The sequence below is a fragment of the Rouxiella sp. T17 genome, assembly GCF_036663475.1.
Taxonomy (GTDB): domain Bacteria; phylum Pseudomonadota; class Gammaproteobacteria; order Enterobacterales; family Enterobacteriaceae; genus Rouxiella.
The window spans coordinates 182,135-208,006 of sequence record NZ_JAWUEA010000035.1; the positions used below are offsets into that span (position 1 = coordinate 182,135).

22 protein-coding genes and 1 other annotated feature are annotated in these 25,872 nt (G+C 52.9%); of the genes, 14 read left to right on the forward strand and 8 right to left on the reverse strand.

Going from position 1 to position 25,872, the window contains the following annotated elements; genetic code table 11:
* Window positions 1-96 precede the first annotated feature (96 nt).
* Window positions 97-735, forward strand: coding sequence for a multidrug efflux transporter transcriptional repressor AcrR (acrR, locus tag SC206_RS14295; RefSeq protein WP_332738094.1), 639 nt, complete (start codon window positions 97-99; stop codon window positions 733-735).
* Between the two features lie 130 nt (window positions 736-865).
* The gene (mscK, locus tag SC206_RS14300) at window positions 866-4,315 is read left to right on the forward strand and encodes a mechanosensitive channel MscK (protein WP_332738095.1); all 3,450 of its coding nucleotides are present in this window, start codon (window positions 866-868) and stop codon (window positions 4,313-4,315) included.
* Window positions 4,316-4,325: 10 nt separating this feature from the next.
* On the opposite strand, the gene rsmS is transcribed toward mscK, so the two are convergent.
* Together rsmS and priC are read right to left on the reverse strand one after the other, a co-directional pair.
* Window positions 4,326-4,499 (reverse strand): pleiotropic regulatory protein RsmS, encoded by a 174-nt coding sequence (rsmS, locus tag SC206_RS14305; RefSeq protein WP_332738096.1) that lies wholly within the window; start codon window positions 4,497-4,499, stop codon window positions 4,326-4,328.
* Between the two features lie 139 nt (window positions 4,500-4,638).
* A complete protein-coding gene (gene priC, locus SC206_RS14310) occupies window positions 4,639-5,175 on the reverse strand; it encodes a primosomal replication protein (RefSeq protein ID WP_332738097.1) in 537 nt (178 codons plus the stop codon).
* A 431-nt stretch (window positions 5,176-5,606) separates the two neighbouring features.
* On the opposite strand from priC, the gene apt reads away from it, so the two are divergent.
* From apt to recR, 4 genes are all read left to right on the forward strand, one after another.
* The gene (apt, locus tag SC206_RS14315; RefSeq protein WP_332738255.1) at window positions 5,607-6,158 is read left to right on the forward strand and encodes an adenine phosphoribosyltransferase; all 552 of its coding nucleotides are present in this window, start codon (window positions 5,607-5,609) and stop codon (window positions 6,156-6,158) included.
* A gap of 250 nt (window positions 6,159-6,408) precedes the next feature.
* On the forward strand, window positions 6,409-8,490 hold the full coding sequence (gene dnaX, locus SC206_RS14320) for a DNA polymerase III subunit gamma/tau (protein ID WP_332738098.1): 2,082 nt from the start codon (window positions 6,409-6,411) through the stop codon (window positions 8,488-8,490).
* Window positions 7,814-7,878: a sequence feature (DnaX frameshifting element), on the forward strand. Its footprint overlaps the gene before it by 65 nt.
* Before the next feature lie 55 nt (window positions 8,491-8,545).
* Window positions 8,546-8,875, forward strand: a complete 330-nt coding sequence (locus tag SC206_RS14325; RefSeq protein WP_045046091.1) for a YbaB/EbfC family nucleoid-associated protein — start codon at window positions 8,546-8,548, stop codon at window positions 8,873-8,875.
* Window positions 8,875-9,480 (forward strand): recombination mediator RecR, encoded by a 606-nt coding sequence (gene recR / locus SC206_RS14330; protein ID WP_332738099.1) that lies wholly within the window; start codon window positions 8,875-8,877, stop codon window positions 9,478-9,480. The genes SC206_RS14325 and recR overlap by 1 nt, the downstream gene beginning before the upstream one ends.
* A 134-nt stretch (window positions 9,481-9,614) precedes the next feature.
* Here the strand turns inward: recR and SC206_RS14335 are convergent, their stop codons facing one another.
* Window positions 9,615-9,749 (reverse strand): hypothetical protein, encoded by a 135-nt coding sequence (locus tag SC206_RS14335; RefSeq protein WP_332738100.1) that lies wholly within the window; start codon window positions 9,747-9,749, stop codon window positions 9,615-9,617.
* A gap of 86 nt (window positions 9,750-9,835) precedes the next feature.
* On the opposite strand from SC206_RS14335, the gene htpG reads away from it, so the two are divergent.
* The gene (gene htpG, locus SC206_RS14340; RefSeq protein WP_332738101.1) at window positions 9,836-11,704 is read left to right on the forward strand and encodes a molecular chaperone HtpG; all 1,869 of its coding nucleotides are present in this window, start codon (window positions 9,836-9,838) and stop codon (window positions 11,702-11,704) included.
* A 121-nt stretch (window positions 11,705-11,825) separates the two neighbouring features.
* Here the strand turns inward: htpG and SC206_RS14345 are convergent, their stop codons facing one another.
* Window positions 11,826-12,698 carry a LysR substrate-binding domain-containing protein gene (locus SC206_RS14345; protein WP_332738102.1) on the reverse strand — a complete coding sequence of 291 codons (873 nt, stop codon included), beginning with the start codon at window positions 12,696-12,698 and terminating at the stop codon, window positions 11,826-11,828.
* Window positions 12,699-12,903: 205 nt separating this feature from the next.
* Between SC206_RS14345 and SC206_RS14350 the strand changes: the two genes are divergently transcribed.
* The 7 genes from SC206_RS14350 to SC206_RS14380 all read left to right on the forward strand — a co-directional run bounded on the left by SC206_RS14350 (window position 12,904) and on the right by SC206_RS14380 (window position 19,287).
* The gene (locus SC206_RS14350) at window positions 12,904-13,614 is read left to right on the forward strand and encodes a hypothetical protein (protein ID WP_332738103.1); all 711 of its coding nucleotides are present in this window, start codon (window positions 12,904-12,906) and stop codon (window positions 13,612-13,614) included.
* 14 nt (window positions 13,615-13,628) lie between these two features.
* The gene (locus tag SC206_RS14355; RefSeq protein ID WP_332738104.1) at window positions 13,629-14,027 is read left to right on the forward strand and encodes an NUDIX hydrolase; all 399 of its coding nucleotides are present in this window, start codon (window positions 13,629-13,631) and stop codon (window positions 14,025-14,027) included.
* Window positions 14,027-14,905: a DUF6024 family protein gene (locus tag SC206_RS14360; protein ID WP_332738105.1), complete on the forward strand. Its 879-nt coding sequence runs from the start codon at window positions 14,027-14,029 to the stop codon at window positions 14,903-14,905. Before SC206_RS14355 ends, SC206_RS14360 begins: the two co-directional genes overlap by 1 nt.
* Window positions 14,902-15,789: a DMT family transporter gene (locus SC206_RS14365; protein WP_332738106.1), complete on the forward strand. Its 888-nt coding sequence runs from the start codon at window positions 14,902-14,904 to the stop codon at window positions 15,787-15,789. Before SC206_RS14360 ends, SC206_RS14365 begins: the two co-directional genes overlap by 4 nt.
* A gap of 114 nt (window positions 15,790-15,903) precedes the next feature.
* The gene (adk, locus tag SC206_RS14370) at window positions 15,904-16,548 is read left to right on the forward strand and encodes an adenylate kinase (protein ID WP_332738107.1); all 645 of its coding nucleotides are present in this window, start codon (window positions 15,904-15,906) and stop codon (window positions 16,546-16,548) included.
* A gap of 239 nt (window positions 16,549-16,787) precedes the next feature.
* Window positions 16,788-17,756 carry a ferrochelatase gene (gene hemH / locus SC206_RS14375; RefSeq protein ID WP_332738108.1) on the forward strand — a complete coding sequence of 323 codons (969 nt, stop codon included), beginning with the start codon at window positions 16,788-16,790 and terminating at the stop codon, window positions 17,754-17,756.
* 199 nt (window positions 17,757-17,955) lie between these two features.
* Window positions 17,956-19,287: an inosine/guanosine kinase gene (locus SC206_RS14380; protein WP_332738109.1), complete on the forward strand. Its 1,332-nt coding sequence runs from the start codon at window positions 17,956-17,958 to the stop codon at window positions 19,285-19,287.
* Between the two features lie 167 nt (window positions 19,288-19,454).
* Here SC206_RS14380 and ybaL read toward each other — a convergent pair whose 3' ends face one another.
* From ybaL to copA, 4 genes are all read right to left on the reverse strand, one after another.
* The gene (gene ybaL / locus SC206_RS14385; protein ID WP_332738110.1) at window positions 19,455-21,143 is read right to left on the reverse strand and encodes a YbaL family putative K(+) efflux transporter; all 1,689 of its coding nucleotides are present in this window, start codon (window positions 21,141-21,143) and stop codon (window positions 19,455-19,457) included.
* A 371-nt stretch (window positions 21,144-21,514) separates the two neighbouring features.
* Window positions 21,515-21,994 (reverse strand): Cys-tRNA(Pro)/Cys-tRNA(Cys) deacylase YbaK, encoded by a 480-nt coding sequence (gene ybaK, locus SC206_RS14390; RefSeq protein WP_332738111.1) that lies wholly within the window; start codon window positions 21,992-21,994, stop codon window positions 21,515-21,517.
* 321 nt (window positions 21,995-22,315) lie between these two features.
* The gene (locus SC206_RS14395; RefSeq protein WP_332738112.1) at window positions 22,316-23,125 is read right to left on the reverse strand and encodes a TraB/GumN family protein; all 810 of its coding nucleotides are present in this window, start codon (window positions 23,123-23,125) and stop codon (window positions 22,316-22,318) included.
* Window positions 23,126-23,305: 180 nt separating this feature from the next.
* Window positions 23,306-25,861, reverse strand: a complete 2,556-nt coding sequence (gene copA, locus SC206_RS14400; RefSeq protein WP_332738113.1) for a copper-exporting P-type ATPase CopA — start codon at window positions 25,859-25,861, stop codon at window positions 23,306-23,308.
* Between the last annotated feature and the right edge of the window lie 11 nt (window positions 25,862-25,872).

A 25,872-nucleotide genomic window follows, 5' to 3' on the forward strand; every position in this document is an offset into this window, starting at 1 on the left:
ATTGTGACATTCCACTGCTGCGTTATAAGTATGTGCATGCTATGTTACATACATTCACAAATGTATGTAAATTAAACTCCTACCCAAGCTAAACCTATGGCACGAAAAACCAAAGCGCAGGCGCTGCAAACCAGACAGGAAATACTGGATGCGGCCATCGGCCAGTTTTCCGCTCGCGGCGTTTCCGCGACTTCGCTCACCGACATCGCCCATGCTGCGGGCGTAACGCGTGGCGCTATTTATTGGCATTTTAAGAACAAAGTTGAGCTTTTTAACGCCGTTTGGGAAAACTGTGAATCTCAAGTGCAGCGGCTGGAAATTGAGTATCAGACAAAGTACCCGAATGATCCACTGCGCGTATTACGCGAGATTTTGGTTTACCTGCTTCGTGCTACGGTAACCGATCCTTCACGCCGTTCATTGATGGAAATCATATTTCACAAATGTGAATTTGTTGGGGAGATGCGTTCCGTTCATGACGCGCGTAAGGCGCTGTATATGGAGGGTTATGGCAAGATTGAAAGCATTTTGCAGCGCTGCATTGAACAGGCGCAATTGCCGAAAACCCTGCAAACCCGCCAGGCGGCGATCATCCTGCGCGCCTACATTACCGGATTGATGGAAAACTGGCTGTTTATGCCAGAAAGCTTTGATCTCTACCATCAGGCCGGTCAATTTATTGATACTTATATCGAGATGTTGCGACTATGTCCAAGCTTGTTTAAAAGTAATTAAGTGTTTCAAAAAACAGGGGCAAGCATAGATAAAGATTTACAACTTTGGAAGTGATTGGGCAGGGCGGACGGATAGGTCGCCAGTGATTGCCGTGGTAAACTATCGCACCTCTGATTGAACGAAGTAAACCATGTTTAGCCGATCCGTTGAGTTTCGCTGCATTAATGCCGATCTCATCCGCCTTTCTGCGCGGCCATTGGTGCATTTACTGCGCCTCTTCCTGCTTATTTTTCTAGTCCTGATCGCCGCGCCGCGGGCGTTTGCCTCTTCTCCGGCAGATATCCCGACCCATAACGAAGTGCAGAATCAGCTCGACGCCCTAAGTCGACAAAAAATGCTTTCGCCTACCGATAAACTGACCCAGCAGGATCTTTATCGCACGCTGGAACTGCTCGACGCGCTGGATCGCGTGAAGCAACAGCAGGCGCAGCTGCGTCAGGAGCTGGCCGATGCGCCGGGTAAACTGCGCACCGCTTCCGACGGCCTGAGCAAATTACAGGATAAAATCGACGACACGACGCTGAAAACTCAGCTCGGCGCGCTTTCCCTACGCCAGCTCGAAACGCGGCTGAATGAAACGCTCGACGATTTGCAGGCGTCGCAAAACGATCTCTCGACCTACAACACGCAGCTTATTACGCTGCAAACGCAGCCCGAGCGCGTACAGAACGCGATGTTTAGCTATTCGCAAAGCCTGCAAAAAATCCGTAACGAACTCAACGGAATGGACCCCAATCAGCAGGATTTGAGAAACTCTCAGCAAACCATGCTAACCACCGAGCAGGCGCTGCTTAACGCTGAAATCGACCAGCAGCAAAGCAGCCTGCAAGCCAACACCACGCTGCAAGATTTGCTGCAAAAGCAGCGCGATTACACCAACGCGCACATTAATCAGCTGGAACAGGTGACGCAGGTGTTGCAGGAAGTGGTCAACGGCAAACGCCTGACGCTGTCCGAGCGCACCGCCAAAGAGGCGCAAACGCCGGGCGACACCACCGATTTGCAAAAGGACCCGCTGGTCAGTCAGGAGCTGGATATCAACCGCGATCTCAGCCAGCGACTGATTACCTCCACCGAAGATGGCAACAAACTGCTGCAACAGAACATCACGGTGAAAAACTGGCTCGACCGATCTTCGCAATCCGAGCATGACCTCAAAGAGCAGATTACCGAGCTCAAAGGCAGCCTGCTGCTGTCGCGCATCCTTTATCAGCAGCAGCAAAACAACCAGCCGACCGCCAGCCTGATGACCGACATGAGCTCGCAGATCTCCAATTTGCGTCTTGAACAGTTCAACATCAACCAGCAGCGCGACGCGCTTTTTCAGGGCGATGACTACATTCAGGGGCTGGTGAAAAATAGCAAAGAGACGATTAATGACGATATCAATGACGCGCTCGAGCAAATCATCGACGTGCGCCGCGAGCTTCTCGACCAGCTGAATAAACAGTTGGGCAATCAGCTGGCGCTGGCGATTAACCTGCAAATCAACCAGCAGCAGTTGACCAGTATTAATGAATCGTTGACCAGCACGCTGACCCAGCAAATCTTCTGGGTTAACAGCAACAAGCCGATGAATTTCGATTTCATCACCTCGCTGCCGCAAAATATTCACGCGCAGGTCAAGGCGCTCAACGTCAAGATGCCGCTGGTGTCGTTGAAGGCGGGCGTGCTGCGATCCTTGCCAATTAACCTGCCGCTGCTGCTGGCGATTGTGGTCCTGCTGCTGCGCCGAAAGGCGATTCTGGCGCGCATCGACAAGCTCGGGGCCGACGTCGGCCAGCTCAAGCGCGATTCCCAAATGCACACGCCCGAAGCGCTGTTTATGGTGATGCTGCTGACCTTGCCCAGCGTGCTGCTGACGCTCGGCGTGGGATATTGGCTCTCCGTTTCTGACATTGAATTAAACGATTTTCTCTGGACGCTGGCGCAGCGTTTCGCCGTGTTCCAGTTTGTGATGGGCTTTTGCTATCACTCGCTTGCGCCGCAGGGTGTTCACGAGCGCCACTTTGCCATTCCGGCCACCACGGCGGCGCACTATCGCCGCGCGATTATTCGCCTGTCGCTGACCATGCTACCGCTGATTTTCTGGACCGTGCGCGGAGAGAAAACGCCGCTGGGGCTGGTGGATGACATCATCGGGCAAATCGTGGTGTTTGTGACGCTCGGCGTGCTCTCCGTGCTGGTGTTTCCGATTTTCCGCGACGGCTGGCGTGAAAAAAATACCCAAACGGTGCGGCTGGTGGCGGTCACGGCGATCGCTTTTGCGCCCGTATTTTTCATCGGTTTAATGGTCAGCGGCTATTTCTATACCACGCTGCGCCTTTCCAGCCGCTGGCTAGACAGCCTTTATCTATTAATTGCCTGGAACATTTCTACGCTGGCCGCGCTGCGCGGATTGGGCGTAGCGGCGCGACGACTGGCGTTTCGGCGTGCGCTGGCGCGTCGGCAGATTAACAATGCCAAAGACGGCGCGGACGGCAGTGAACAGCTCGAAGAGACGCCGCTGGGGCTGGATCAGATTAACCAACAGACGTTGCGTCTCATCACGATGGCGCTGTTCATCGTTTTCGCCGTGGTGTTTTATCTGATCTGGTCGGATTTACTGACGGTGATTTCGTATCTCGACAGCATTTCGATGTGGCATTACTCGGCCAACGTGGCGGGAAAAGTAGTGCAGCAAACCGTGACGCTGGGCAATTTCCTGATGGCCTTTGGTGCGGTTATCGTCGCCTATGTGCTGACCCGCAACCTGCCCGGTTTGCTGGAAGTGCTTGTATTATCAAGGCTTCAGCTGCGGCAGGGCGCATCCTACGCGATTACCACTATTTTGACTTATACCATTACCGTGATTGGCGCGATTACGGCGCTCGGCTCGCTCGGCGTGTCGTGGGACAAGCTACAGTGGCTGGTGGCGGCGCTGTCGGTCGGGCTGGGCTTTGGCTTGCAGGAAATTTTCGCCAACTTCGTTTCCGGTCTGATCATCCTGTTCGAACGGCCGATTCGCATCGGCGATACCGTCACTATCGGCACCTATTCCGGATCGGTGAGCAAGATTCGCATTCGCGCCACCACTATTACCGACTTTGACCGCAAAGAGGTGATTATCCCGAATAAAGCGTTTGTAACGGAAAGGCTGATTAACTGGTCGCTTTCCGATACCGTCACGCGCGTGGTGATTAAAGTCGGCGTGGCTTACGGCTCGAATTTGGAAAAGGTGAAGGCGTTACTGTTGCAGGCGGCGCATGAAAATGCGCGGGTGATGAGCGATCCGGGGCCGACCGTTTACTTCCTCAACTTTGGAGCCAGCACGCTGGAGCATGAATTACGGCTTTACGTGCGCGAACTGGGCGACAGGAATGCCACCGTCGATGAGCTAAATCGCGCGCTCGATAGTTTGTTCCGCGACAATAATATTGATTTAGCATTCAATCAGTTGGAAGTGTATCTGCATAATAGGGACGGCAAGGAAATTCAGGAGATCAAACGGCCGATTTTCCCTTTGCGAGACAGTCAGTCGCTGCAAAACGCCCAACCGTCGCAGAATATGCACACGCCAGACGGGGGAAACCTCGCCTAGCCGGAAATCTTTACAGGTAGCTTATGGACAAGCTGCCGGTTGGGTGTTTGATCTTTTCCTGATAGTCCCTTTTCACAATCTCCAGCGCCGCCAACGCAACGTCTGGGGCGATTTCATTGCATTCCAGCAGGTAGATCAGGTCGACGGCCAGTTGCAGTTCGGGAGGTGCATTTTCTACGGACATAGGCGTTCCAGTTAATCTTGAGCCGGCTCTGTTTAACCCGCAGTCAACAAAGAATCCCAGCAAAGTGTGGTCGAGTTACTGAGTATAGAGTTTTTGTTTCAAAAACCGACGGTAATTTTCAAATTTTGTGATAGGAGCGTCAAAAACCGCGCTCCTGACGCTCGATGCTACGTTCGATTTTTATCAATGCCTGACGGCAACGCATCAATCTGCCTTCCAGCGCGGCCAGCTCTTTCTGAATATGCTGCTGCTCTTTGAAGGTTTCGACGCGACCCAGCTTGCTTTCGCGGTCTTCAATCATCGCAATCAATCGACGTTCATACTGCTGATGTTCAACCAGTTTGCCGTAAAAATCGCTGCTTTTTACTTCGCGCTGCTTGTCTGCCGAACGCAACGTTTGCGTTGCCAGTTCGCGCTGCAAGGCAGTAATTTGAGAAACCAGACGTTCGGCGACAAACGCCACCTGCGCCGATCGATTTTCGGCCACGACCTGCTTTAGCTGAGCGAAATTAACCCGCACCTCGGCCAGATATTCCCGTAGCCGCGTGCCTTTGGTCGAAAAGAGGGCGACGTCAAAACGCGCCTGCTGGGCGGGCGCATGAGCGATGGGTTCGATTTCCTGCGCCAGATTTTCTATCTGCCGTTCCAGCGACTGTAATAAGGTGTGCGTGCTCACCGAGATTCTCCAGACTGATTTTCCCCGCCTGATTGACCTGCGGAACATGGCGGCAAGCTTACCCTGAAAGACCACAGAAACAAGTGACATCACCGGAGATTTTGTGCCGCCGCTTTATGCACCAATAATGCGTATATTTCGCTCATTATTAGGCTTTACTGGCCGTTTATCCTGTTATGGTGCGCAGCAGAGGTTGACCTAGAGCAATAAAAAAGGCGATCATAACCGGCTGTGGGTTGCTTTTTGAAGTGGCTTTGCATAGATTTGGGCGACTCGACCGCTGGTCGTCCCCTAACTTTTTTCTTGATTAGCCTGCCAGACTCGTTCGCCGTGGTTCTCTGCTTAGCCGATACTTCTCGGAGCAGGGCGCATGGCTTGGGTCGTTACGGGCTATTCAGCTATGAATCGACTTTATTATGAGCGCTACCGTTATGACCGCTACTGCACAGCAGCTTGAGTTTATTAAAAACAGTATCCAGACTATTCCTGACTATCCAAAGCCGGGCATTTTGTTCCGCGACGTCACCAGTATGCTGGAAAATCCTCAGGCTTATCAGGCGAGTATCGACCTGCTGGCAGAAAAATACCGCGACGCCGGTGTGACCAAAGTAGTAGGCACCGAAGCGCGTGGATTCCTGTTTGGCGCACCGGTTGCCTTGGCGCTGGGCGTAGGCTTTGTTCCCGTGCGCAAGCCGGGCAAACTGCCGCGTGAAACGATTGTTGAAGAGTACGTGCTGGAATACGGCACCGACAAGCTCGAAATCCACACCGACGCCATCAAGCCGGGCGACAAAGTGCTGGTAATCGACGATCTGCTGGCCACCGGCGGCACCATCGAAGCCACCGCCAAGCTTATCCGTCGTCTGGGCGGCGAAGTTTCCGACGCGGCTTTCATCATCAATCTGCCAGAACTGGGCGGTGAAAAGCGCCTCAATAACCTCGGTATTGAATGCTATTGCCTCGTTAACTTCGCGGGCCACTAATCATTCTTCGCGCTTCGAACCACAGGGGCGTTGGCTGCCTTTGCTTACTCCAGTCACTGACCTCTGTCAGCGCCCGGAGACGCGCAGTTACCGCCTTCCTGTGATCCGAATAGCGTTGAAATTATTCGTTTTTATTGGGCCTTAAAAGCGCCATATTTAACGAAAAGATGTTTGAGTTTATCAGCCCTCGCTCGTGTTGGCGGGGCTGTGATACTATAACGCCACAGACTCCCCGACTTTTCCGGTATTAATGAGCTATCAGGTTCTTGCCCGTAAGTGGCGCCCCCAAACTTTCACTGACGTAGTGGGTCAGGAACATGTTCTGACGGCACTGGCCAACGGCCTGTCGCTGGGGCGAATTCATCACGCCTATCTTTTCTCCGGCACGCGCGGCGTCGGGAAAACCTCGATTGCCCGCCTGTTGGCTAAAGGCCTGAACTGCGAAACCGGCATTACCTCGACGCCCTGCGGCGTGTGCGACAACTGTCGTGAAATCGAGCAGGGACGTTTTGTCGATCTCATCGAAATCGACGCCGCCTCGCGTACCAAGGTAGAAGATACCCGCGAACTGCTCGACAACGTGCAGTACGCCCCCGCGCGTGGCCGCTTCAAGGTTTATCTGATCGATGAAGTGCACATGCTCTCGCGTCACAGCTTTAATGCGCTGTTGAAAACGCTTGAAGAGCCGCCTTCGCACGTCAAATTCCTGCTGGCGACCACCGATCCTCAAAAGCTGCCGGTCACCATTCTTTCACGCTGTCTGCAATTTCATCTGAAAGCGCTGGACGTCGAACAGATTCGCAAGCAGCTCGACAAAGTGTTGCAGGCCGAAAAAATCGACAGCGAAGCCCGGGCTTTACAGCTACTGGCCCGCGCCGCCGATGGCAGTATGCGTGACGCGCTCAGCCTGACCGATCAGGCTATCGCGATGGGGCAGGGTCAGGTCACCACCGAAACCGTGTCGCAAATGCTGGGCACGCTCGACGACGAACAGCCGCTGGCGATTCTCGAAGCGCTGGTCAGTGCCGATGGCGCCACCGTGATGGCGCAGGTCGAACAGGCCTCGTCGCGCGGGGTCGATTGGGAAACGCTGCTGGTCGAAACGTTGGCGCTGCTGCATCGCATCGCCATGCTCCAGCTGTTGCCGACCGTCATGGACAATCACTACGCCGCCATCGAGCAGCGTTTACGTGAACTGGCGCGCGTGCTGCCGCCCACTGACGTTCAGCTTTATTATCAAACGCTGCTGATTGGCCGCAAAGAGCTGCCGTTTGCGCCGGACAAACGCATGGGCGTCGAGATGACGCTGCTGCGCGCGCTGGCGTTTAATCCGAAAGTGATTATTGCAGAACCGAAAGCTGCAGAACCAAAAGCTGCGCAACCGCAAGCTGCCGAGCGCGGAGCCAACGTAGCGTCACAAAACGCTGCTTCACAAAACGTTGATCCACAAAACGGTGCATCGCAGCCACAGTACAGCGCGCCGCAGGTTCCACAGTACGAAAACACGCTGCCGGTTAATGCGCAGGCGGGTATCGCGCCGTCTCACGATGCCCCACCGCCACGCGGCGAGCCGGCGCAGAATAGTCCCGCCCCGGCGGGCGGCGCGTCGAGTGCGACCGCGCAGCTGTTGAAGGCGCGAACCGAATTATTGCGAAAGCAGGGAAACTCGACCCCAAAAAAAGCTGAGCCGGCCGCGCCTGGAAAAGCGCAGCCGGCAAATTCGGTGCTGGAGCGACTGGCTTCCGTCACCGAGCGTTCATTAGAGCGCACGGGCGCGATGGCCCAGAAAAAGGCGCCCGCCGAGCCGCTCAAGCAGGAAGCCTATCGCTGGAAAGCAGTTAACGAGCCGGAGGCCGCGCCAGAACCTGTCGCCACGCCGAAAGCGCTGCGTACCGCGCTTGAGCATGAGAAATCGCCCGAGCTGGCGGCACGATTGGCTGAAGAAGCTATCGAACGTGACGAATGGGCCGCGATTATTCATCAGTTGACCATTCCGAAGCTGGTGCAGCAGTTGGCGCTCAACGCTTTCCTTGAACGTCCAGATTCAGCGACGCTTTGTCTGCATTTGCGTTCTTCGCAGCGTCATCTAAACTCGCCAACTGCGCAAAAAACGCTGGCAGAGGCTTTAGCGACGCTTTATCAGCAAGAAATTACGCTGACCGTGGTCGAAGACGACAATCAGGCCATCCTGACGCCGCTTGAATGGCGACAGGCGATTTACGAAGAAAAACTGGCGCAGGCGCGTCAGTCGATTATCGCGGATACTAATATCCAGACCCTGCGTCGATTCTTTGACGCCGATCTGGACGAAGAGAGTATTCGCCCAATTTAACCGCCGCAGTAGGAGCATGGTGCACATACGCGGCCCGACGCAAAGAGAGATGATTATGTTTGGAAAAGGCGGCATTGGTAACCTGATGAAACAGGCCCAGCAAATGCAGGAAAAAATGCAGCAGGCGCAGGAAGAGATCGCAGCGATCGAAGTCACTGGCGAATCTGGCGCAGGTCTGGTCAAAATCACTATCAACGGCGCACACAACGTTCGTCGCGTCGAAATCGATCAGAGCCTGTTCGAAGATGACAAAGATATGCTGGAAGACCTGATCGCTGCGGCTTTCAACGATGCGGCTCGTCGTATCGATGAAACCCAGAAAGAAAAAATGGCAGCAGTTTCTGGCGGCATGCAGTTGCCACCGGGCTTTAAGATGCCATTCTGATGCAAACCAGCCCACTCCTTGAAACATTAATGGAGGCGCTGCGCTGCCTACCGGGCGTTGGCCCGAAATCAGCGCAGCGTATGGCATTCCAGCTGCTGCAGCGCGATCGCAGCGGCGGAATGCGGCTGGCGCAGGCGTTGACCCGCGCGATGTCCGAAATTGGCCATTGCGCGGACTGCCGGACCTTTACCGAGCAGGAAATCTGCACCATCTGTGGCAATTCACGCCGCAAGGAAAACGGTCAGATTTGCGTGGTCGAAAGCCCGGCAGATATCCACGCTATCGAGCAAACCGGCCAGTTTTCAGGACGTTACTTCGTGTTGATGGGGCACCTTTCGCCTCTCGACGGTATCGGCCCGGATGACATCGGACTCGGCAGGCTGGAGCAGCGTCTTGAAAGCGAAAGCATTCAAGAGGTGATTCTGGCGACCAATCCGACGGTCGAAGGGGAAGCGACGGCTAATTATATTGCTGCAATGTGCGGGCAATACGGCGTCGTTGCCAGCCGAATCGCGCACGGTGTGCCTGTCGGTGGCGAGCTCGAGATGGTCGATGGCACCACTCTCGCCCACTCCCTTGCCGGACGTCATATCTTTAAGTACTGAGCTTTAACTTGAATGCGATCCGTCGTCGTCCTTGAAGCCGCAGCGGCGTTGGCTGCGTTCGCTCACCCTAGTCACTTACCAGCGTAAGCTCCTAGGGATGAACTCGCTTGCCGCCTTGCTGCGACTTCAATTACTTAGACGGGCTGTTTTTTAAATTCAAAATCAAGTTCAAGTTCATAAGCATTAATATTGTTGTCAAAATAAGCAAATAACGCTCGTTTCTGCATTTCGTTTTGTGCTCCTCTTGAATCTTCGGCATTGACCCCCATCTCTCACTCAGCCTGTTTTGAAACGTATGTTTTGAGACGCCCTGTTTTTAATCACTCAAACGGTTTGATTGAGGTATTTGATGAGTATGAAAGGACAAGAGACCCGCGGATTTCAGTCTGAAGTAAAACAGTTACTCCACCTGATGATTCATTCGCTTTATTCGAATAAAGAAATCTTCCTGCGTGAGCTTATCTCCAACGCATCGGATGCGGCCGACAAGCTGCGCTTCTGCGCGCTGTCAAAACCCGATCTCTATGAAAACGACGCGGAACTGCGCGTGCGCGTGGCTTTCGATAAAGAAAAACGTACCCTGACGCTGAGCGACAACGGTATCGGCATGACCCGCGACGAAGTGATCGATAACCTCGGCACTATCGCCAAGTCAGGTACTAAAGCTTTCCTGCAATCTGTAGGTTCCGATCAGGCGAAAGACAGTCAGCTGATCGGTCAGTTCGGCGTGGGCTTCTACTCTGCCTTTATCGTGGCCGACAAAGTGACCGTTCGCACCCGTGCGGCGGGCGTTGGCGCGGAAGAGGGCGTGTTCTGGGAGTCAGCGGGCGAGGGTGAATACACCTTGGCCGACATCGAGAAAGCCGATCGCGGCACCGAAATTACGCTGCACCTGCGCGAAGATCAGGACGAATTCCTCGACAACTGGCGAGTGCGTTCAATCATCAGCAAATATTCCGACCACATCGCGTTGCCGGTCGAGATTGAAACGCGCAACGAAGAAGACGATACCGTCATCTGGGAGCAGATTAACAAGGCGCAGGCCCTGTGGACCCGCAGCCGTTCTGACGTGACCGATGAAGAATATAAAGAGTTTTACAAGCACATTTCCCATGATTTCAGCGATCCGCTGAGCTGGAGCCACAACCGCGTCGAAGGCAAGCAGGAATATACCAGCCTGCTGTATATCCCTTCGCAGGCGCCGTGGGACATGTGGAACCGCGATCACAAGCACGGCCTGAAGCTTTACGTTCAGCGCGTGTTTATCATGGACGAAGCCGAGCAGTTCATGCCGAACTATCTGCGCTTTGTGCGTGGTCTGATAGATTCCAACGATTTGCCGCTGAACGTCTCGCGTGAAATTCTGCAAGACAGCCGCGTGACGCAGAATCTGCGCGCTGCCTTGAGCAAGCGTGCGCTGCAAATGCTTGAAAAATTAGCGAAAGATGATGCAGATCAGTATCTGCAATTCTGGAAACAGTTTGGTCTGGTGTTGAAAGAAGGTCCTGCGGAAGACAGCAGCAATAAAGAAACCATCGCCAAACTGCTGCGTTTCGCCAGCACCCGTAACGACTCTTCAGAGCAGACGCTGTCGCTGGAAGAGTACGTCGCGAACATGGTTGAAGGTCAGGACAAGATTTACTACATCACTGCCGACAGCTATGCCGCCGCGAAAAACAGCCCACACCTTGAGCTGTTCCGCAAGAAAGGCATTGAAGTGCTGCTGCTTTCCGATCGTATCGACGAGTGGATGATGAGCTATCTGACCGAGTTTGACGGCAAGAGCTTCCAGTCCGTCAGCAAGGCCGATGCGTCTGTCGACAAGCTGTCCGATGAAGAAAACGAGCAGCAAAAAGATGCCGATAAAGCGCTGGAGCCGTTCGTTGATCGCGTGAAAACGCTGCTGGGCGAGCGCGTGAAGGAAGTGCGTTTGACGCATCGTCTGACCGATACGCCGGCCATCGTGACGACCGGTGCCGACGAAATGAGTACCCAGATGGCGAAACTGTTTGCCGCAGCGGGTCAGGACGCGCCAGAGGTGAAATACATCTTTGAGCTGAACCCTGAACACGCGCTGGTGAAACGCGCTGCCGACGAAACTCAGGAAGATCAGTTCGCCGAATGGGTTGAGCTGCTGCTCGATCAGGCGCTGTTCGCCGAGCGCGGTACGCTGGAAGATCCAAACCAGTTTATCCGCCGCATGAACACGCTGCTGCAAGCCTGATTTTCAGTGGCGAACGTCTATAAGTTATAAGGGCGAACGTAGATAAGTAAGGCTTGTTACTTAACGAAAGCTTGTCACTTAAGGTAAACTTTTTATTTAAGTGAAACTGGAGGCTAGTCGATTAACCTTGGCTAGCCTCTTCTAATAACCAGCGTCGAAACAGCATAATTTCCTTCTCCTGACTCCGCGAACGCTTGACCAACATGTAGGTTGCCCGGTCAACTTCGGCAAAGCCCAGCGGTGCCAATAAGCTCCCTTCCTGTATTTCTTTCTTCACCAAAATCTGCGGCGTCATAATAATCCCCAAGCCATTTTTTGCGGCCTGAATCGCTAACGTCAAATTATCAAAATGCTTGCCCGCAATAAAATCTCCGCGCGTATTTGTCTTGCGCGCCCACTCTTGCCAGGCATTCATTTTAGTATCGGCGTGCAGCAGCGGCAGAGTGGCAAAATCGGTTTCATAGGTAAAGCGATGACGAAAGTCAGGCGAGCAGACCGGCCCTATATAATCGACGGTGATGAGCGTAGCTTCAATTTCATCCAGCAGTGACGTTTCATTGCTTTTGATCAGAATGTCGGTGCGTTCGTCCTGAATATTTTCAATGTTTACATGGGTCTGAAAGGTGAGGGCAATATTTTCATGGCGCTGTGAAAAACGGTTGATTCGCGGTATTAACCACTGCGACAAAAAGCTCGGCGCGCAGGAAATAATAAGGCTGTTCTCTTCGCGACGCTTTATTTCCTTGCACGTCGCCTCGATATTTCTAAATACCTGCTCGCAGCATTTCTTTAATATCTCGCCATCCTGCGTTAAATAAACTCTGCCACTCATTCGCTTAAATAAAGGCGTGCCTAGCCAAGCTTCCAAATTCTTTATTTGGTGGCTGATTGCACTGTGGGTGACATTTAAGGATTCTGCCGCCGCACTGAAACTTTCAAATATCGCGGCCTGCTTAAAATAGTGCAGCGCGCGTAAAGAAGGAAGGTCTGACATGGTGCCACCTTGTTAGAAAATTTCACGTCGTCTGTCTGTTTATATCATTTTCTAACACATAAAAAACCCTTTAGTCTCAGCCTTGTCCCGAAACGAGGTGCCAGGAAGGCGCATTAAGTCGGTGTAACGAGCGTGACGGGACAACCTACACACCTTAAGCAAAGTGCCTTGAACCCGGTTATTCCAATGAAAAATAAGGATCAACATGAAAAATGAATCCGTAAAAACCCAGCTTGTGATGTTTACCGGTGGTCGTGACAGTACGTTGGCAGCCTGTTATCTGATGTTACAGGGTATACCGGTTCACCTTTACTCGGCGAACAGCGGATGTTCCCTTCATCGCGGCATTCTTTCCCATCGCGTCGAAGAACTTAAAAACCGTTTTGGCGATTTAGTTGTAGAACACACAGTTGAAGATATTAGCGGGACTTTCCGCAGCATCGCCATTGAAAATATTGAAGGCGATATTCTTAAGTATAGAAAAAACCTGGTATTACTCGGTGAAAAGCTGGCAATCCATGCTCACCTTATCGATTTCTGTCGTCGTCATGATATTGAAGTAATTAACGACGGGATTACGCATTACCAACAGGAATTCCCGGAACAACGTCTGGTCGCCAAAGAGTATTTGGTCGATTTAATGCAAGAGTTCGGCATTAAATATCATTCCCCTATTTATGAATTCGCTCAATCACAGGACGACGTGAAATATCGCCTGCTGCAATTGGGAATTTCAACCAAGTCTCTCGAAGGGGTCAGCATCTTCGGCGACAGCTTCTCAACGCCGAGCGACGACACCATTTTGGCCTACCTGCGAGAAAAAACGCCGCTGGCGCTGAACATTGTCAAATTCCTGTCGGGTGAAAGCCTGTCACTGACCAGAAAAGTTGCCAGTTCCGCCGCTGAAGCTGCCTGACAGAGGAGCCTGTGATGAAAACGATCATCAAGTGTTTGGCCGTCATTATTCGCAACCGTTCGCTGTTGCTGACCCGCAAAGAGGGCACGGACGTGTTCATCTCGCCGGGCGGCAAACCGCTGCTGGGCGAGGATCATCTGACCTGCCTGCGTCGCGAGCTCAAGGAAGAGCTGAATGTTGAAGCTGCTGAAATCAGGCCTTTTGGCCTGTTTCACGGCATCGCCGAGTTCGAATCGGTAGCGATTGAAAATCATGTCTATCAGGTTGAGGTCGTGGGTCAGCCCGTTGCCAGCTCTGAAATCGCGGAAATCGCCTGGGTGAATTACCGCAAGCCGCCGTGTGAAGTCGGCGTCGGATCGGTGTTTCGCGACAACGTTTTACCTTTGCTTTATCAGAAGGAGTTAATCGACTAATGGATCCTTCAGCATTGTCACCCCAGCTACAGCAGTTGCACGGCGGCGGTCACTTTTACAAAAAAGTGAACAATTTACGCGAAGCGCTGCGTGAGAAACTTACCGAGGTTTACCATCTCGAGCAATATGACGTGTTTATGGTGCAGTCGGTCAGTGTCGGGTTGGCGATGCTGTCCCATTTGCTCCACAAGCAGAATATTTCGATGAGCTTGGCAAATCACCAGCATTATCAGCCCATTGACCAGCTTTTTCCTCACGAGATTAGCGTAGGGAAAGAGAACAGTGGCGTGCAGATTGTCACTCACGTCAATCCCTATTCCGGCGAGTTGAACGGGCTGGATGCGTTGCAAAACCGCGTGGTGGTCGATGCCTCCCACAGTTTTGCCACCAACCTGCATGACGATCTCATCGATCACGCCTCGATCTTCCTTGCCCCACTGCACAAGCACGCGTCGGTGGCGGTCGGGCTATCGCTGATTGCCGTGCGTCCGGAAGATTATTCCATGCTGTTGCGCAGTGAGTTGCGCCTGTTTGAAGGCTCGACGGTGTCAGACGCGCCGTTGGAAAAAGCGCTGGAAACGATGAACGCGCCGGGATGGCAGCCGTACAACGTGGCGAGCGTGGAAGATATCGATATCTGGCTGCCCGATGGGACCCGTTTAAAGTCCATCGGCGAGCCGGGTCTGCCTTACAGCTGTTTCCACGTGCCGGATTTTAGCGAGGAGCAGCGCCTGCAAGCCAAAGCGCTTAACGGCAGCTATTTTGAGCACAGTAAAACGCTGCGATTGTCTCGCTGGACGCGCGGCCAGAAAGGGCGTCCGGTCAACTGTACGGGCAGCGTTTTCGAAGATATTTCAAAATTATGGAACATAACATGAGTAGAACAAGCGCAGTAAACGGCAACCTGATCGGTATTCTTGGCGGCATTATCCTGAGTACCGATTCGGTTTTCATCCGCCTCATGGCGGTCGATAATTCGTGGCTGATTGTGGTATTACGCGGGCTGCTGATGTGGGCCGTGGTCTTTGCCGTCTGGTTGATGGTACCGAAAAGCCGTTCCGTTCTGGGCGTGCCCTGGATTACGCGTCAAAACCTGCTGTCCGTGCTGTTTTTCTGCGCCTCGTCGGCCTGTTTTGTCAACGCGCTCAATCGCGGCAATATCGCTACCGTTCTGGTAATTATCTCCTCTACACCGTTTGTTTCGGCGATTATTTCACGGCTGTTCTTCCACACTAAAATCGACCGTTCGCTGATGATTGCGGCGATTGTCGGCATGTTGGGCGTGGTGATTGTGATGGCCGGACGACAAAACGGTGCCGACGCGAGTGCCAACTATTTTGCCTTGGGCACGGCGGTCTGTATGGCGCTGGCGTTTATCTTTGCTTCGCGCGTCGAAAACGGCACGCTGGCACTGCCTTCGCTGGGCGGAATTCTGGCCTCGGTGATTGTGCCGATGTTTGCCGGTGGCGGATTAATGGCTGCTGCGGGTGCGCTGCACGCCAATCAGTGGCTGTGGCTGATTATTGAAGGCGCACTGATCATTCCTCTCGCCATGGGGCTGATTTCGCTGTCGACCCGCTTTGTGCCGCCGTCCAACGCGGGCCTTTTCCTGCTGCTCGAAACCGCGCTCGCGCCGCTGTGGATCTTCCTGTTTCTGCACGAGGCGCCAACCATTAATGCAATCGTTGGCGGGTGCATCATTATTCTGGCGGTGGTCTCACAAACCTTGCAGGCTAAAAAACACGCAGCCCTTGCCGTGTAGTATCTTTTAATCATCAACTTGCCGCGCCCCTTTCTTGAGGAAGAGGGCGCGCAGTGGTATGGTTGACTGTTTTCGACTTTTAAATAAAAAATTACATGCAAGGGGATTTACGCAATGCGTATCATTCTGCTGGGCGCTCCGGGCGCAGGTAAGGGTACTCAGGCTCAATTCATCATGGAGAAATACGGTATTCCGCAAATTTCTACCGGTGATATGTTGCGCGCAGCTGTTAAGGCCGGAAGTGAACTCGGTCAGAAAGCCAAAGAGATTATGGACGCCGGTAAACTGGTCACCGACGAGCTGGTTATTGCCCTGGTAAAAGAACGTATTACGCAAGAAGATTGCCGTAACGGTTTCCTGCTGGATGGTTTCCCACGCACCATTCCTCAGGCTGATGCAATGAAAGAAGCGGGCATCTCTGTTGATTTCGTTCTGGAATTCGACGTGCCTGACGAACTGATCGTTGACCGTATCGTGGGTCGTCGCGTACACGCTGCGTCTGGCCGCGTTTACCACGTTAAATTCAACCCGCCTCAGGTTGAAGGTAAAGACGACGTGACCGGCGAAGAGTTGACTACCCGTAAAGACGATCAGGAAGAAACTGTCCGTAAACGTCTGGTTGAATATCATGAGCTGACCGAGCCGCTGGTTTCCTATTACGGGAAAGAAGCTGAAGCCGGTAACACCAAGTACGTTAAAATCGACGGCACCAAAAAAGTCGCCGAAGTACGCGAAGAGCTGGCGACTATTCTGGGTTAATCCCGATCGTTGGTTCTCCGTAGCAGGGCGGTTTCGGCCGCCTTTGTTTTTTATTTTTTCCCCTCTCCCTAAAGTTTGTCTCTCCTCTCCTTTATTTCCCCGACTAAAACGCATTGATTGTTAATCCCATTTACTGTTATCGGTTCCGATTTGCCCGAGTTTGGTTACAATAAGGGCGCATTCAGACAGGTCATTTGCCCTGTGTTAAAAATTTAGCAATATTATTTAGGGAATTCAGCATGATGCAGACGAAATTCGGTGTGTTACTGGTTAACCTTGGCACGCCGGAGGCTCCAACCACGCCGGCGGTGAAACGTTTTCTGGCTGAGTTTTTGAGTGATATTCGCGTCGTAGACACTAATCGCCTGATTTGGTGGCCGATTTTGCAGGGCGTGATTTTGCCATTCCGTTCGCCGCGCGTCTCCAAGCTCTATAAATCCGTGTGGATGGACGAAGGTTCGCCGCTGATGGTCTACAGCAAGCGTCAGCAAAAGGCGCTGGCGGATCGATTCCCGGATACGCCGGTTGAGCTGGCGATGAGCTACGGCAAGCCGAGTCTCGAAGATGCGATTGGCCGTTTGCTCGAGCGCGGCGTGACCAAAATGGTCGTCTTGCCGCTCTATCCGCAATATTCCTGTTCGACGAGCGCCTCCGTGTTTGACGGCGTAGCGCGCGTGCTCAAAGCGCAGCGCCGCCTGCCTTCAATCAGTTTTATCCGCGATTATGCCGAACATCCGGCGTACATTGCCGCGCTGAAAGCCAGCATTCTGGAATCTTTCGAGAAACACGGCATGCCGGATCGTCTGGTACTTTCATTCCACGGGATTCCAAACCGTTTTGTTAATGAAGGCGATGATTATCAGCAGCGCTGTCAGGCGACAACGCAGGCGCTGAGCACCGCGCTGCAACTGCCTGCGGGCAAAATTATGCTGACCTTCCAGTCGCGTTTTGGTCGCGAGCCGTGGCTGACGCCTTTCACCGATGAAACCATGAAAGGCCTGCCCGCGCAGGGCGTCAAACATATTCAGATCGTTTGTCCGGGCTTCTCGTCCGACTGTCTCGAGACTATCGAAGAGATTAACGGTGAAAACCGCGAGCTGTTCCTGCACGCGGGCGGCGAGAAATTTGAATATATTGATGCGCTTAACGATCGTCCCGATCACATCGACATGATGGAACAATTAGTGAGCCAGCACTTCCAGCCTTAAACCGCGCCTAATGCGCTGATCATCTTGTTTCGCAAATCAATCGGCAGGCTATTTTGCCTGCCGAATGTTTATAGAAGGAATGTTTGTCGACTGAACGTTGCCAGCCGATGAAAAAATCGAAGAAAAGATAACTCTCCTGAATCACCTGTTAGCGTGTGATATTATTCCCCGATATTTCCCCAGCTCGTGCCCATACTCAATGAAATTTCCTGGTAAACGTAAGTCCAAACACTATTTCCCTGTCAATGCCCGCGATCCGTTGCTGCGTGACTCGATGTTGAACGAAACGCTGAATAAAACCTTGCCGCAGACCGATGCCAGCACCTCGTACATTGTCGGCATCGATCAAACGCTGGTGGATATCGAAGCCAAAGTAGATGACGACGTAATCACGCGCTACGGTTTAGTGGCGGGGCAGTCGAACCTGATTGACGACGAGCGCGCGGACCAGCTTTATCTTGAGCTGACCAGCCAGGCACTGATTTCTCATCAGTTCGCCGGCGGCACGATTGGCAATACGCTGCACAACTACTCCGTGCTGGCCGACGATCGCTCGGTACTGCTTGGCGTGATGTGCAGCAACATCAAAATTGGCAGCTACGCGTATCGCTATTTGTGCAACACCTCCAGCCGTACCGATCTCGATTACCTGCAGGGCGTCGATGGCGCGATGGGCCGCTGTTTTACGCTGATAAATGAAAGCGGCGAGCGCACCTTTGCTATTAGCCCGGGCCACATGAATCAGCTGCGTCCAGAAAGCATTCCCGAAGATGTGATTGCGGGCGCGTCGGCGCTGGTGCTGACATCTTATCTACTGCGCGGCGATGCGGGTGACCCAATGCCCGAGGCGACGATGCAGGCGATCGCCTATGCCAAAAAGTATCAGGTTCCAGTCGTACTAACCCTTGGCACGCAGTATGTCATCGCCGAAGATCCCCAGGCGTGGCGCGATTTCATTCGCGACAATGTCACCATTTTGGCGATGAACGAAGACGAAGGCTGCGCGTTGACCGGTTTTAGCGATCCGCTGATGGCAACCAATGCCGCGTTGGAATTAACCGATTTAGTGCTGTGTACCGCCGGACCGAGCGGCCTGTACATGGGAAGTTATACCGAAGATGAATTCAAACGGACGACCAATCATCCGTTGCTGCCCGGGGCAATTGCCGAATTCAATCAGTACGAATTCAGCCGCGCCATGCGCCGTGAAAGCTGTGCCCAGCCACTAAAAATCTTCTCGCACATCGCGCCTTATATGGGCGGCCCCGAGAAAATCATGAACACCAACGGCGCGGGCGACGGCGCACTGTCAGCCTTGCTGCATGACATCGCCGCTAACGGCTTCCATAAAATGTCGGTACCGAATTCGAGCAAGCACGCCCGCGATTATCTGACCTACTCCTCGCTGGCGCAGGTCTGTAAATACGCTAACCGAGTGAGTTATCAGGTGCTTAACCAGCATTCCCCGAGGTTGACTCGCGGTCTTCCCGAACGGGAAGATTCTCTCGAAGAGTCTTACTGGGAACAATAATCCTCGTCGCCCTGAACATCGTAGCTTTGTTGGCTTCACTCGCGCACCCGAATCTCTGACTCGTGTCAGCTCATCGGGATTTGCTCATTTGCCGCCGCGCTACGATGTCCATGGCTTAGAGGATGGATCCTCTTCATCTTTGGCACTGTAGCTTTGTTGGCTTTTAATTAGATCGCGTTGCTCTCGGCATTTGGGGGGATTTCCATGCCGATGTTGATGGAGTCGAGCATGTTGTTGGCGATTTCGCGTTCGCCCATCACGACTTTATTGGCTCCGCGCGCCATGATGTAAGTGACTTCGTCGTCGTAGTGGGCGCGGGCGATGATTTCGAGAGTAGGGCGTTTGGCGCGCGCGGTGGCGATGATTTCGCCAGATTCATAGCCGTTGGGGATGGTTAAGAGCAGCCATCTTGCGCAGTCGAGTCCTGCCAGACTGGTTATTTCGCTATTGGCCGCATTGCCGAGGACGGCGGTGATCCCTTGTTCGCGCAGCGCTTCGACGCGTGGGCGGGAGTTTTCGATAACGACCATCGGGATGCCTTGTTGCAGCAGTTTGCCACCCAGCAAGCTGCCGACGCGTCCATAGCCGACGATAATGGCGTGATCGCAAAACGAGACGGGCATCTGCGCTTCATCTTCTATGACCTCTTCCAGACTCTGATCCTCGATAATCTCCGTTTTGGCGAGATACTTTTCCAGTAAAGAAAAGAGCAGCGGATTCAGCATGATAGAAAGAATCGAGCCTGCGAGCACCAGATTGCGCGCGTGTTCAGACAGCATGCCGAGAGAAATGCCAAGACCGGCAAGGATGAACGCGAACTCGCCAATTTGCGCCAAACTGACGGAAATCGTCAGCGCAGTGCGCGTTGAGTGACGGAACATCTTAACCAGGACAAAAGCCGCAGCGGATTTGCCGAAGAGGATAATCGCCAGCGTCGCGAGAACGGCCAGGGGCTCGTGAATAAGAATTAATGGGTCAAACAGCATGCCGACCGAGACAAAAAATAGCACGGCGAAAGCGTCGCGCAAGGGAAGCGTGTCGTGCGCGGCGCGCTGGCTAAGCTCGGAGCCGTTAAGCACCATGCCTGCAAAAAATGCGCCCAATGCAAAGGAAGCATCAAAGACTTCAACCGCGCCAAAAGCGATGCCGAGCGCCAGCGCCAACACCGCCAGCGTAAACAGTTCGCGTGAGCCGGTGCTCGCCGACTTCGCCAGGATCCACGGGACTAATCGTCGTCCGACCACAATCATTAGAATAATAAAGGCGACGACTTTTCCGAGCGTGATGCCGAGCTCGATAAACAGGTCGCCTATACTAATGTGCTGATTGCCCATCATCCCGCTCAGCGCCGGTAACAGAACCAGCGTAAGCACCATCGCTAAATCTTCAACAATTAGCCAGCCGATGGCGATTTGTCCGCGCTGGCTGTCAATCAACTGGCGTTCTTCGAGGGCGCGCAGCAGCACGACGGTGCTGGCGGTTGATAGACAAAGACCAAACACCAAACCGCTAATCAGATCCCAGCCCATCAACTTTGACAGGCCGATCCCCAAGATGGTCGCGACCGCTATCTGAGCGATTGCGCCGGGAATGGCGATAGATTTTACGGCTAACAAATCTTTAAGTGAAAAATGCAGGCCTACGCCAAACATTAATAAAATAATGCCGATTTCGGCTAATTCAGGCGCAAGAGAGGTATCTGCGACAAAGCCGGGCGTAAAAGGGCCAGCCAACACGCCAGCGGCGAGGTAGCCAACAAGAGGAGAAATACGTAGCCGATTGGCCAACATACCAAAGAGGAAGGCGAGAACAAGACCGCCAACAATCGTCGTAATTAATGGGGTGGAATTATGCATCAAGACTCCCTCTCGTTATGCACGGCACGGCGAAAAGCTAGTAAATTCAGTTTATGTTAAAAAATGTGTCTTGGGTTAAAAATATTCGACTAAACGAGATAAATGCGAGACATGCCGAGAAATATGGATGAAGGGTACATTTGTATTACATTAACGAGGGAGAGGCTGATAAATCGCTGCTTTCTCTCGAGATAAAAAGAGTCATAGAGGCCGTTAAGGGTCATCTTTACGTAGATTTACGTTCTGGATAAGACGATCGGCCATTAAAATGGACGCTAGCGGTAAGAACTCGTTAAATTCTTGCCGCTGCAACGTGCTGTGGTATCAGAAATATTGTAAGAAACAGCAAGTTTTGACGCGTGTTAGTCGTGTTAATCGTGTTTGGCGATATCAGCGAAATGGCCATTGAGCAGTCGGCAAAGGTCGGCAGCGGCAAGTTCGAGATCAAGTCCACGTTTGCCTCCCGAAACAAAAATAGTCGCAAACTGTTCGGCGGGGCTGTCGATAACGGTCGGTAACAACTTTTTCTGGCCTAGCGGACTAATACCGCCAACCAAATAACCGGTAACGCGCTGTGCTAACTGAGGGTCAGCCATGTCAGCCTTCTTGGCCCCAAGCGCCTTGGCGAATTTTTTCAGGTCGAGTTGCCTCGCGACTGGCGTGACGGCTACGGCCAGATTTTTCGCTTCGCCGTTTAGGGCAACCAGCAGCGTTTTATAAACTTGAGCAGCGTCCAGACCCAGCTTTTTAACCGCTTCGTCACCGAAATGGGTTTCATCGCTGATATGTTCATAAGAATGAAGAGTAAAACTGATCTTATTTTTTTCTAAAAGCTTTACGGCAGGCGTCATTTGCTTATCCATTAAACGGAGCCGCTTTTAGTGCTCGCGGCTTGATGAGCCAAAAAAATTTCTCGGTGCACAATGTTTTGATACTTAACACTAAAGTACGAAATTAAACCATTTAGTGCGATTTTTAATCAGAATGTCGGTTGCCAGACGTCAATCGCGTTGCTAACCTACGCGCGCCGGTATGGATTCCTCAAGAACTCCATACTGCCGCGATAATTAATAAAAATGAAATTCCTCTTTGACTGGCCAATAGAAATATTGGCCATTTTTTTGCCTGATGTTTTGATTTTTGAAATTTTGCGTCTCGACAACTCTCGACAACTACGGCTTATTTTTCATCAAACTCGGAAGATTACCTTCGCCATAAAGATGCAGGGCGCCGACCGCAACGACGTAATTTCCGGCAGGCATGGCTTGCAGTTGCTGCTTCCAGCGCTGATTTCGCTGATGCATTAGTACGTCATAGAGCGCGTTGCCAAACGTCGCAGGCAGTTGATCAATCCCTGCCGACGGGCGACTGTCGAGCCACCAGCTAATCATCGTCTGCAATAATCTGGCATTGGTATGCCAATGAGTCAATGTGTCATCAAGCAGGCTGCGGCCGCCTTCGGGCAACTGTTTTAGCAATTCTATCTGCTGTTCGGCCCCTTCAAGCTCAACCACCTTTTTATCCAGCGTTTTGGCGCAGGAGAGCAGCTGGTAATCAATTCCGTATTCTCCCCGTAAACCTAACCGCTGCGCCTGCGTAGCTTGAAGCATAAGAGCAATCTGCCAGCATGGCAGGCCCGAAAGCGAATAAAGGGAAATCCCTAATTCGCTGCACAGGCGTTCAACGTGCTGATACTGCTCGGAATCTATTCGTTCATTCAGCGGTGCCAAATCTTTCGCATCACCGAAAGGAGATTCGTTGCTACTGATATCGGCCTCAACAATCAGTGCGTCTGCCTGCGACATTTTGCGGGTCAGCGATTTAGGCAGCGGCGACATATTTTGCGTACCCATATGAATGCTGCCCACCAGATGAAAATGGCGCTCGCCCGCTAAAGAGATATCGAGAGCGGGATAAGGGTAGTGAGTCGGTGAGAGCAGGCCGATCAGGCGGCCTATTCTGATTAAAAATTCCCGTATCATGCGATGTCTCCCTGTTCTTTTGTTCTCCATGCTATCGCTTGGAGAGCTTCTTAAACAGAGATAAAATCTGTAAAAGCTCAAACAATCAAAATCAGTAATGAATCGTGGGTAATTGAAACTTAAGGTAAATTTATTGAACCCGCAATTGTCACGATCATCTAAAGTCGTTTAGCCAATCAATCATTTAACGGATTCGGCGTCTGTTGGCATGTCTTTCGGCGTAAAGCGCAACAACCGGTTGGCATTGGCGACTACCGTAATGGAGGATAACGCCATCGCAGCGCCCGCCACGATCGGGCTAAGCAAGGTGCCAGTGAACGGGAAGAGCACGCCTGCGGCGATCGGAATACCAATAACGTTATAAATAAATGCGCCGAGCAGATTCTGCTTCATATTTTTCAACGTGCCTTTTGACAGCGCCAGCGCATCGGCCACGCCGTGCAGGCTCGAGCGCATCAGCGTGATGGCCGCCGTTTCAATTGCCACGTCGCTGCCGCCGCCCATCGCTATGCCGACCTCTGCCTGGGCCAGCGCGGGGGCGTCATTAATGCCATCGCCGATCATCCCGACCTGTTCGCCGCGCGCCTGCAACGCCTTGATAGCTTCAGCTTTTCCTTCGGGACGTACGCCCGCGATAACGTCATCAATTCCGGCCAGTTTGGCTATCGATTTCGCAGTAATCTCATTGTCGCCGGTCAGCATCACCAGCTTGTAACCCTGTCGATGCAAGCGCTTCAGCGCCTGAACGCTATCTGCACGCAGCGAATCACGCAGTGAAAACAATGCAGCGACCTTGCCATTCGCAGCCAGTAGCACGGGCGTAAAACCCTGCGCGGCTTGCTGTTCCAGCAATGTAAGCACCGGACTGCAATCAATATTCTTCTGTTCGAGCAGGGCGCGGTTACCCAGCAATAATGTGTTATCAGCAATCTTTCCGCTGACCCCTAAACCGCCCAACGTACGAAACTCGACAACATTTTCTTTAGGTAAATCTGCCGCTTTTTCTGCAATCGCCTGCGCCAGTGGATGATGAGATCCCTGCTCCAGTGACGCGGCCCAGATTAAGGCCTGCTGCTCGTTAATCTCGTTAAAAAGCTGGACCTCGGCAACCTGCGGTTTACCTTCGGTTAACGTTCCCGTTTTGTCGAATACCAGTGTCGTCAGCGTGCTGGCTTTCTGTAATGCATCGGCATCTTTAACTAATACTCCAAGCTCGGCTGCGCGACCCACGCCTGCCGTAATCGACATTGGCGTTGCTAAACCCAGCGCACACGGACAGGCAATAATCAGCACCGTAGTGACTATTACCAACGTGTACATCAACGACGGCTGCGGGCCGAAAAAGTACCAGATAGCACCACTGATGAGGGCAAACAAAACCACCGTGGGGACAAACACTGCCGAGATCCGGTCGGCCAGCTTGCCAATTTCAGGCTTGCTGCTTTGAGCTTCACGCACTAATTTTATGATGCGCGAAAGCTGAGTCTGACCGCCGACCGCGCGGGCATAAAATTGTACGCTGCCATCTTTAACCTGAGTACCCGCGCTGATTTTCTCACCCGCCGTGCGATGTTGGGCAATCGGTTCGCCGGTGAGCATGGCTTCATCAAACCAGGCTTCGCCCTGATGAATCTCGCCATCGACAGGAACGCGATCGCCCGTCGTGAGGCGCAGCAGCATGCCTTGCTCAACCTCAGCCAGCGGTACATTTTTTTCACCCTGTGATGTAATCACGCGCGCGGTCGGCGGCGTGAGATCCAGCAGACGTTCCAGAGCCTGCGAAGCGCGTTGACGACCGCGTTGCTCCAGCGCGTGACCCAGATTTATCAGGCCGATAATCATCACGCTGGCTTCAAAATAAAGGTGTCTAGCCTGCATCGGAAAAGCCGCAGGCCAAAGAGTGACGAGAATTGAATAAATCCACGCCGTGCCGGTACCCAGAGCAACCAGCGTATCCATGTTGGCTCTGCCGCGCAGCAGGCTCTTCCACGCACTGCGATAGAAATGGCCGCCCGCCACAATCATAATCAGCAGGGTAAGTAATCCGACGATAAGCCACGCGGTTTGATTGTTTGCAGTGACCATCATCTCGCCGCCCAACAGACCCCAGGCCATCAGTGGAATACCGGCGGCCAGACCCAGCGTTGCCTGCCAGCTAAAGCGAATCATGCTGTTGCGTGCGGTCTGCTGCTGTCTCTCGCGACGCAGCGTTTCATCAATAATAAGTTCGGCACCGTAACCGGCTTTTTCAACGGCGGCTATCAGTGCCTGAGCATCGCCCGCGCCCTTAACGAGCGCGCTGCGTTCAGCCAAATTGACGCTGGCCTGAGTGACGCCGCTCACGCCAGACAATGCCCGTTGGACATTGTTAACGCAGCTGGCGCAGCTCATTCCGCTCAATAAAAGCTGAATGCTTTCTTCCGTCTTTTCAGAGGAAGAAAGCGTGGCTGCCGGAACAGGGGAAAGGGCCGCTGACTGAGGTTCCGGCAAAGAGTCTTCAGAGAGAGTCAGCGGCTCAGCCTTTGGGGAGGCGTCTTCTACCAGCTCGGCGTGATAACCGGCCTCCACCACAGCGGCAATTAATACTTCGCTGCTTGCATCGCCATGAATTACGGCTTGTTCTTTGGTGACATCCACTTCGCGTGCGCCCGGTACAGCTTCAAGCGCTTTTTTAGTCGAGGCCACGCAGTGACCGCAGGAAAGGCCCTGCAAATTCAACACGGTTGTATGACTCATACTTTTCTCCT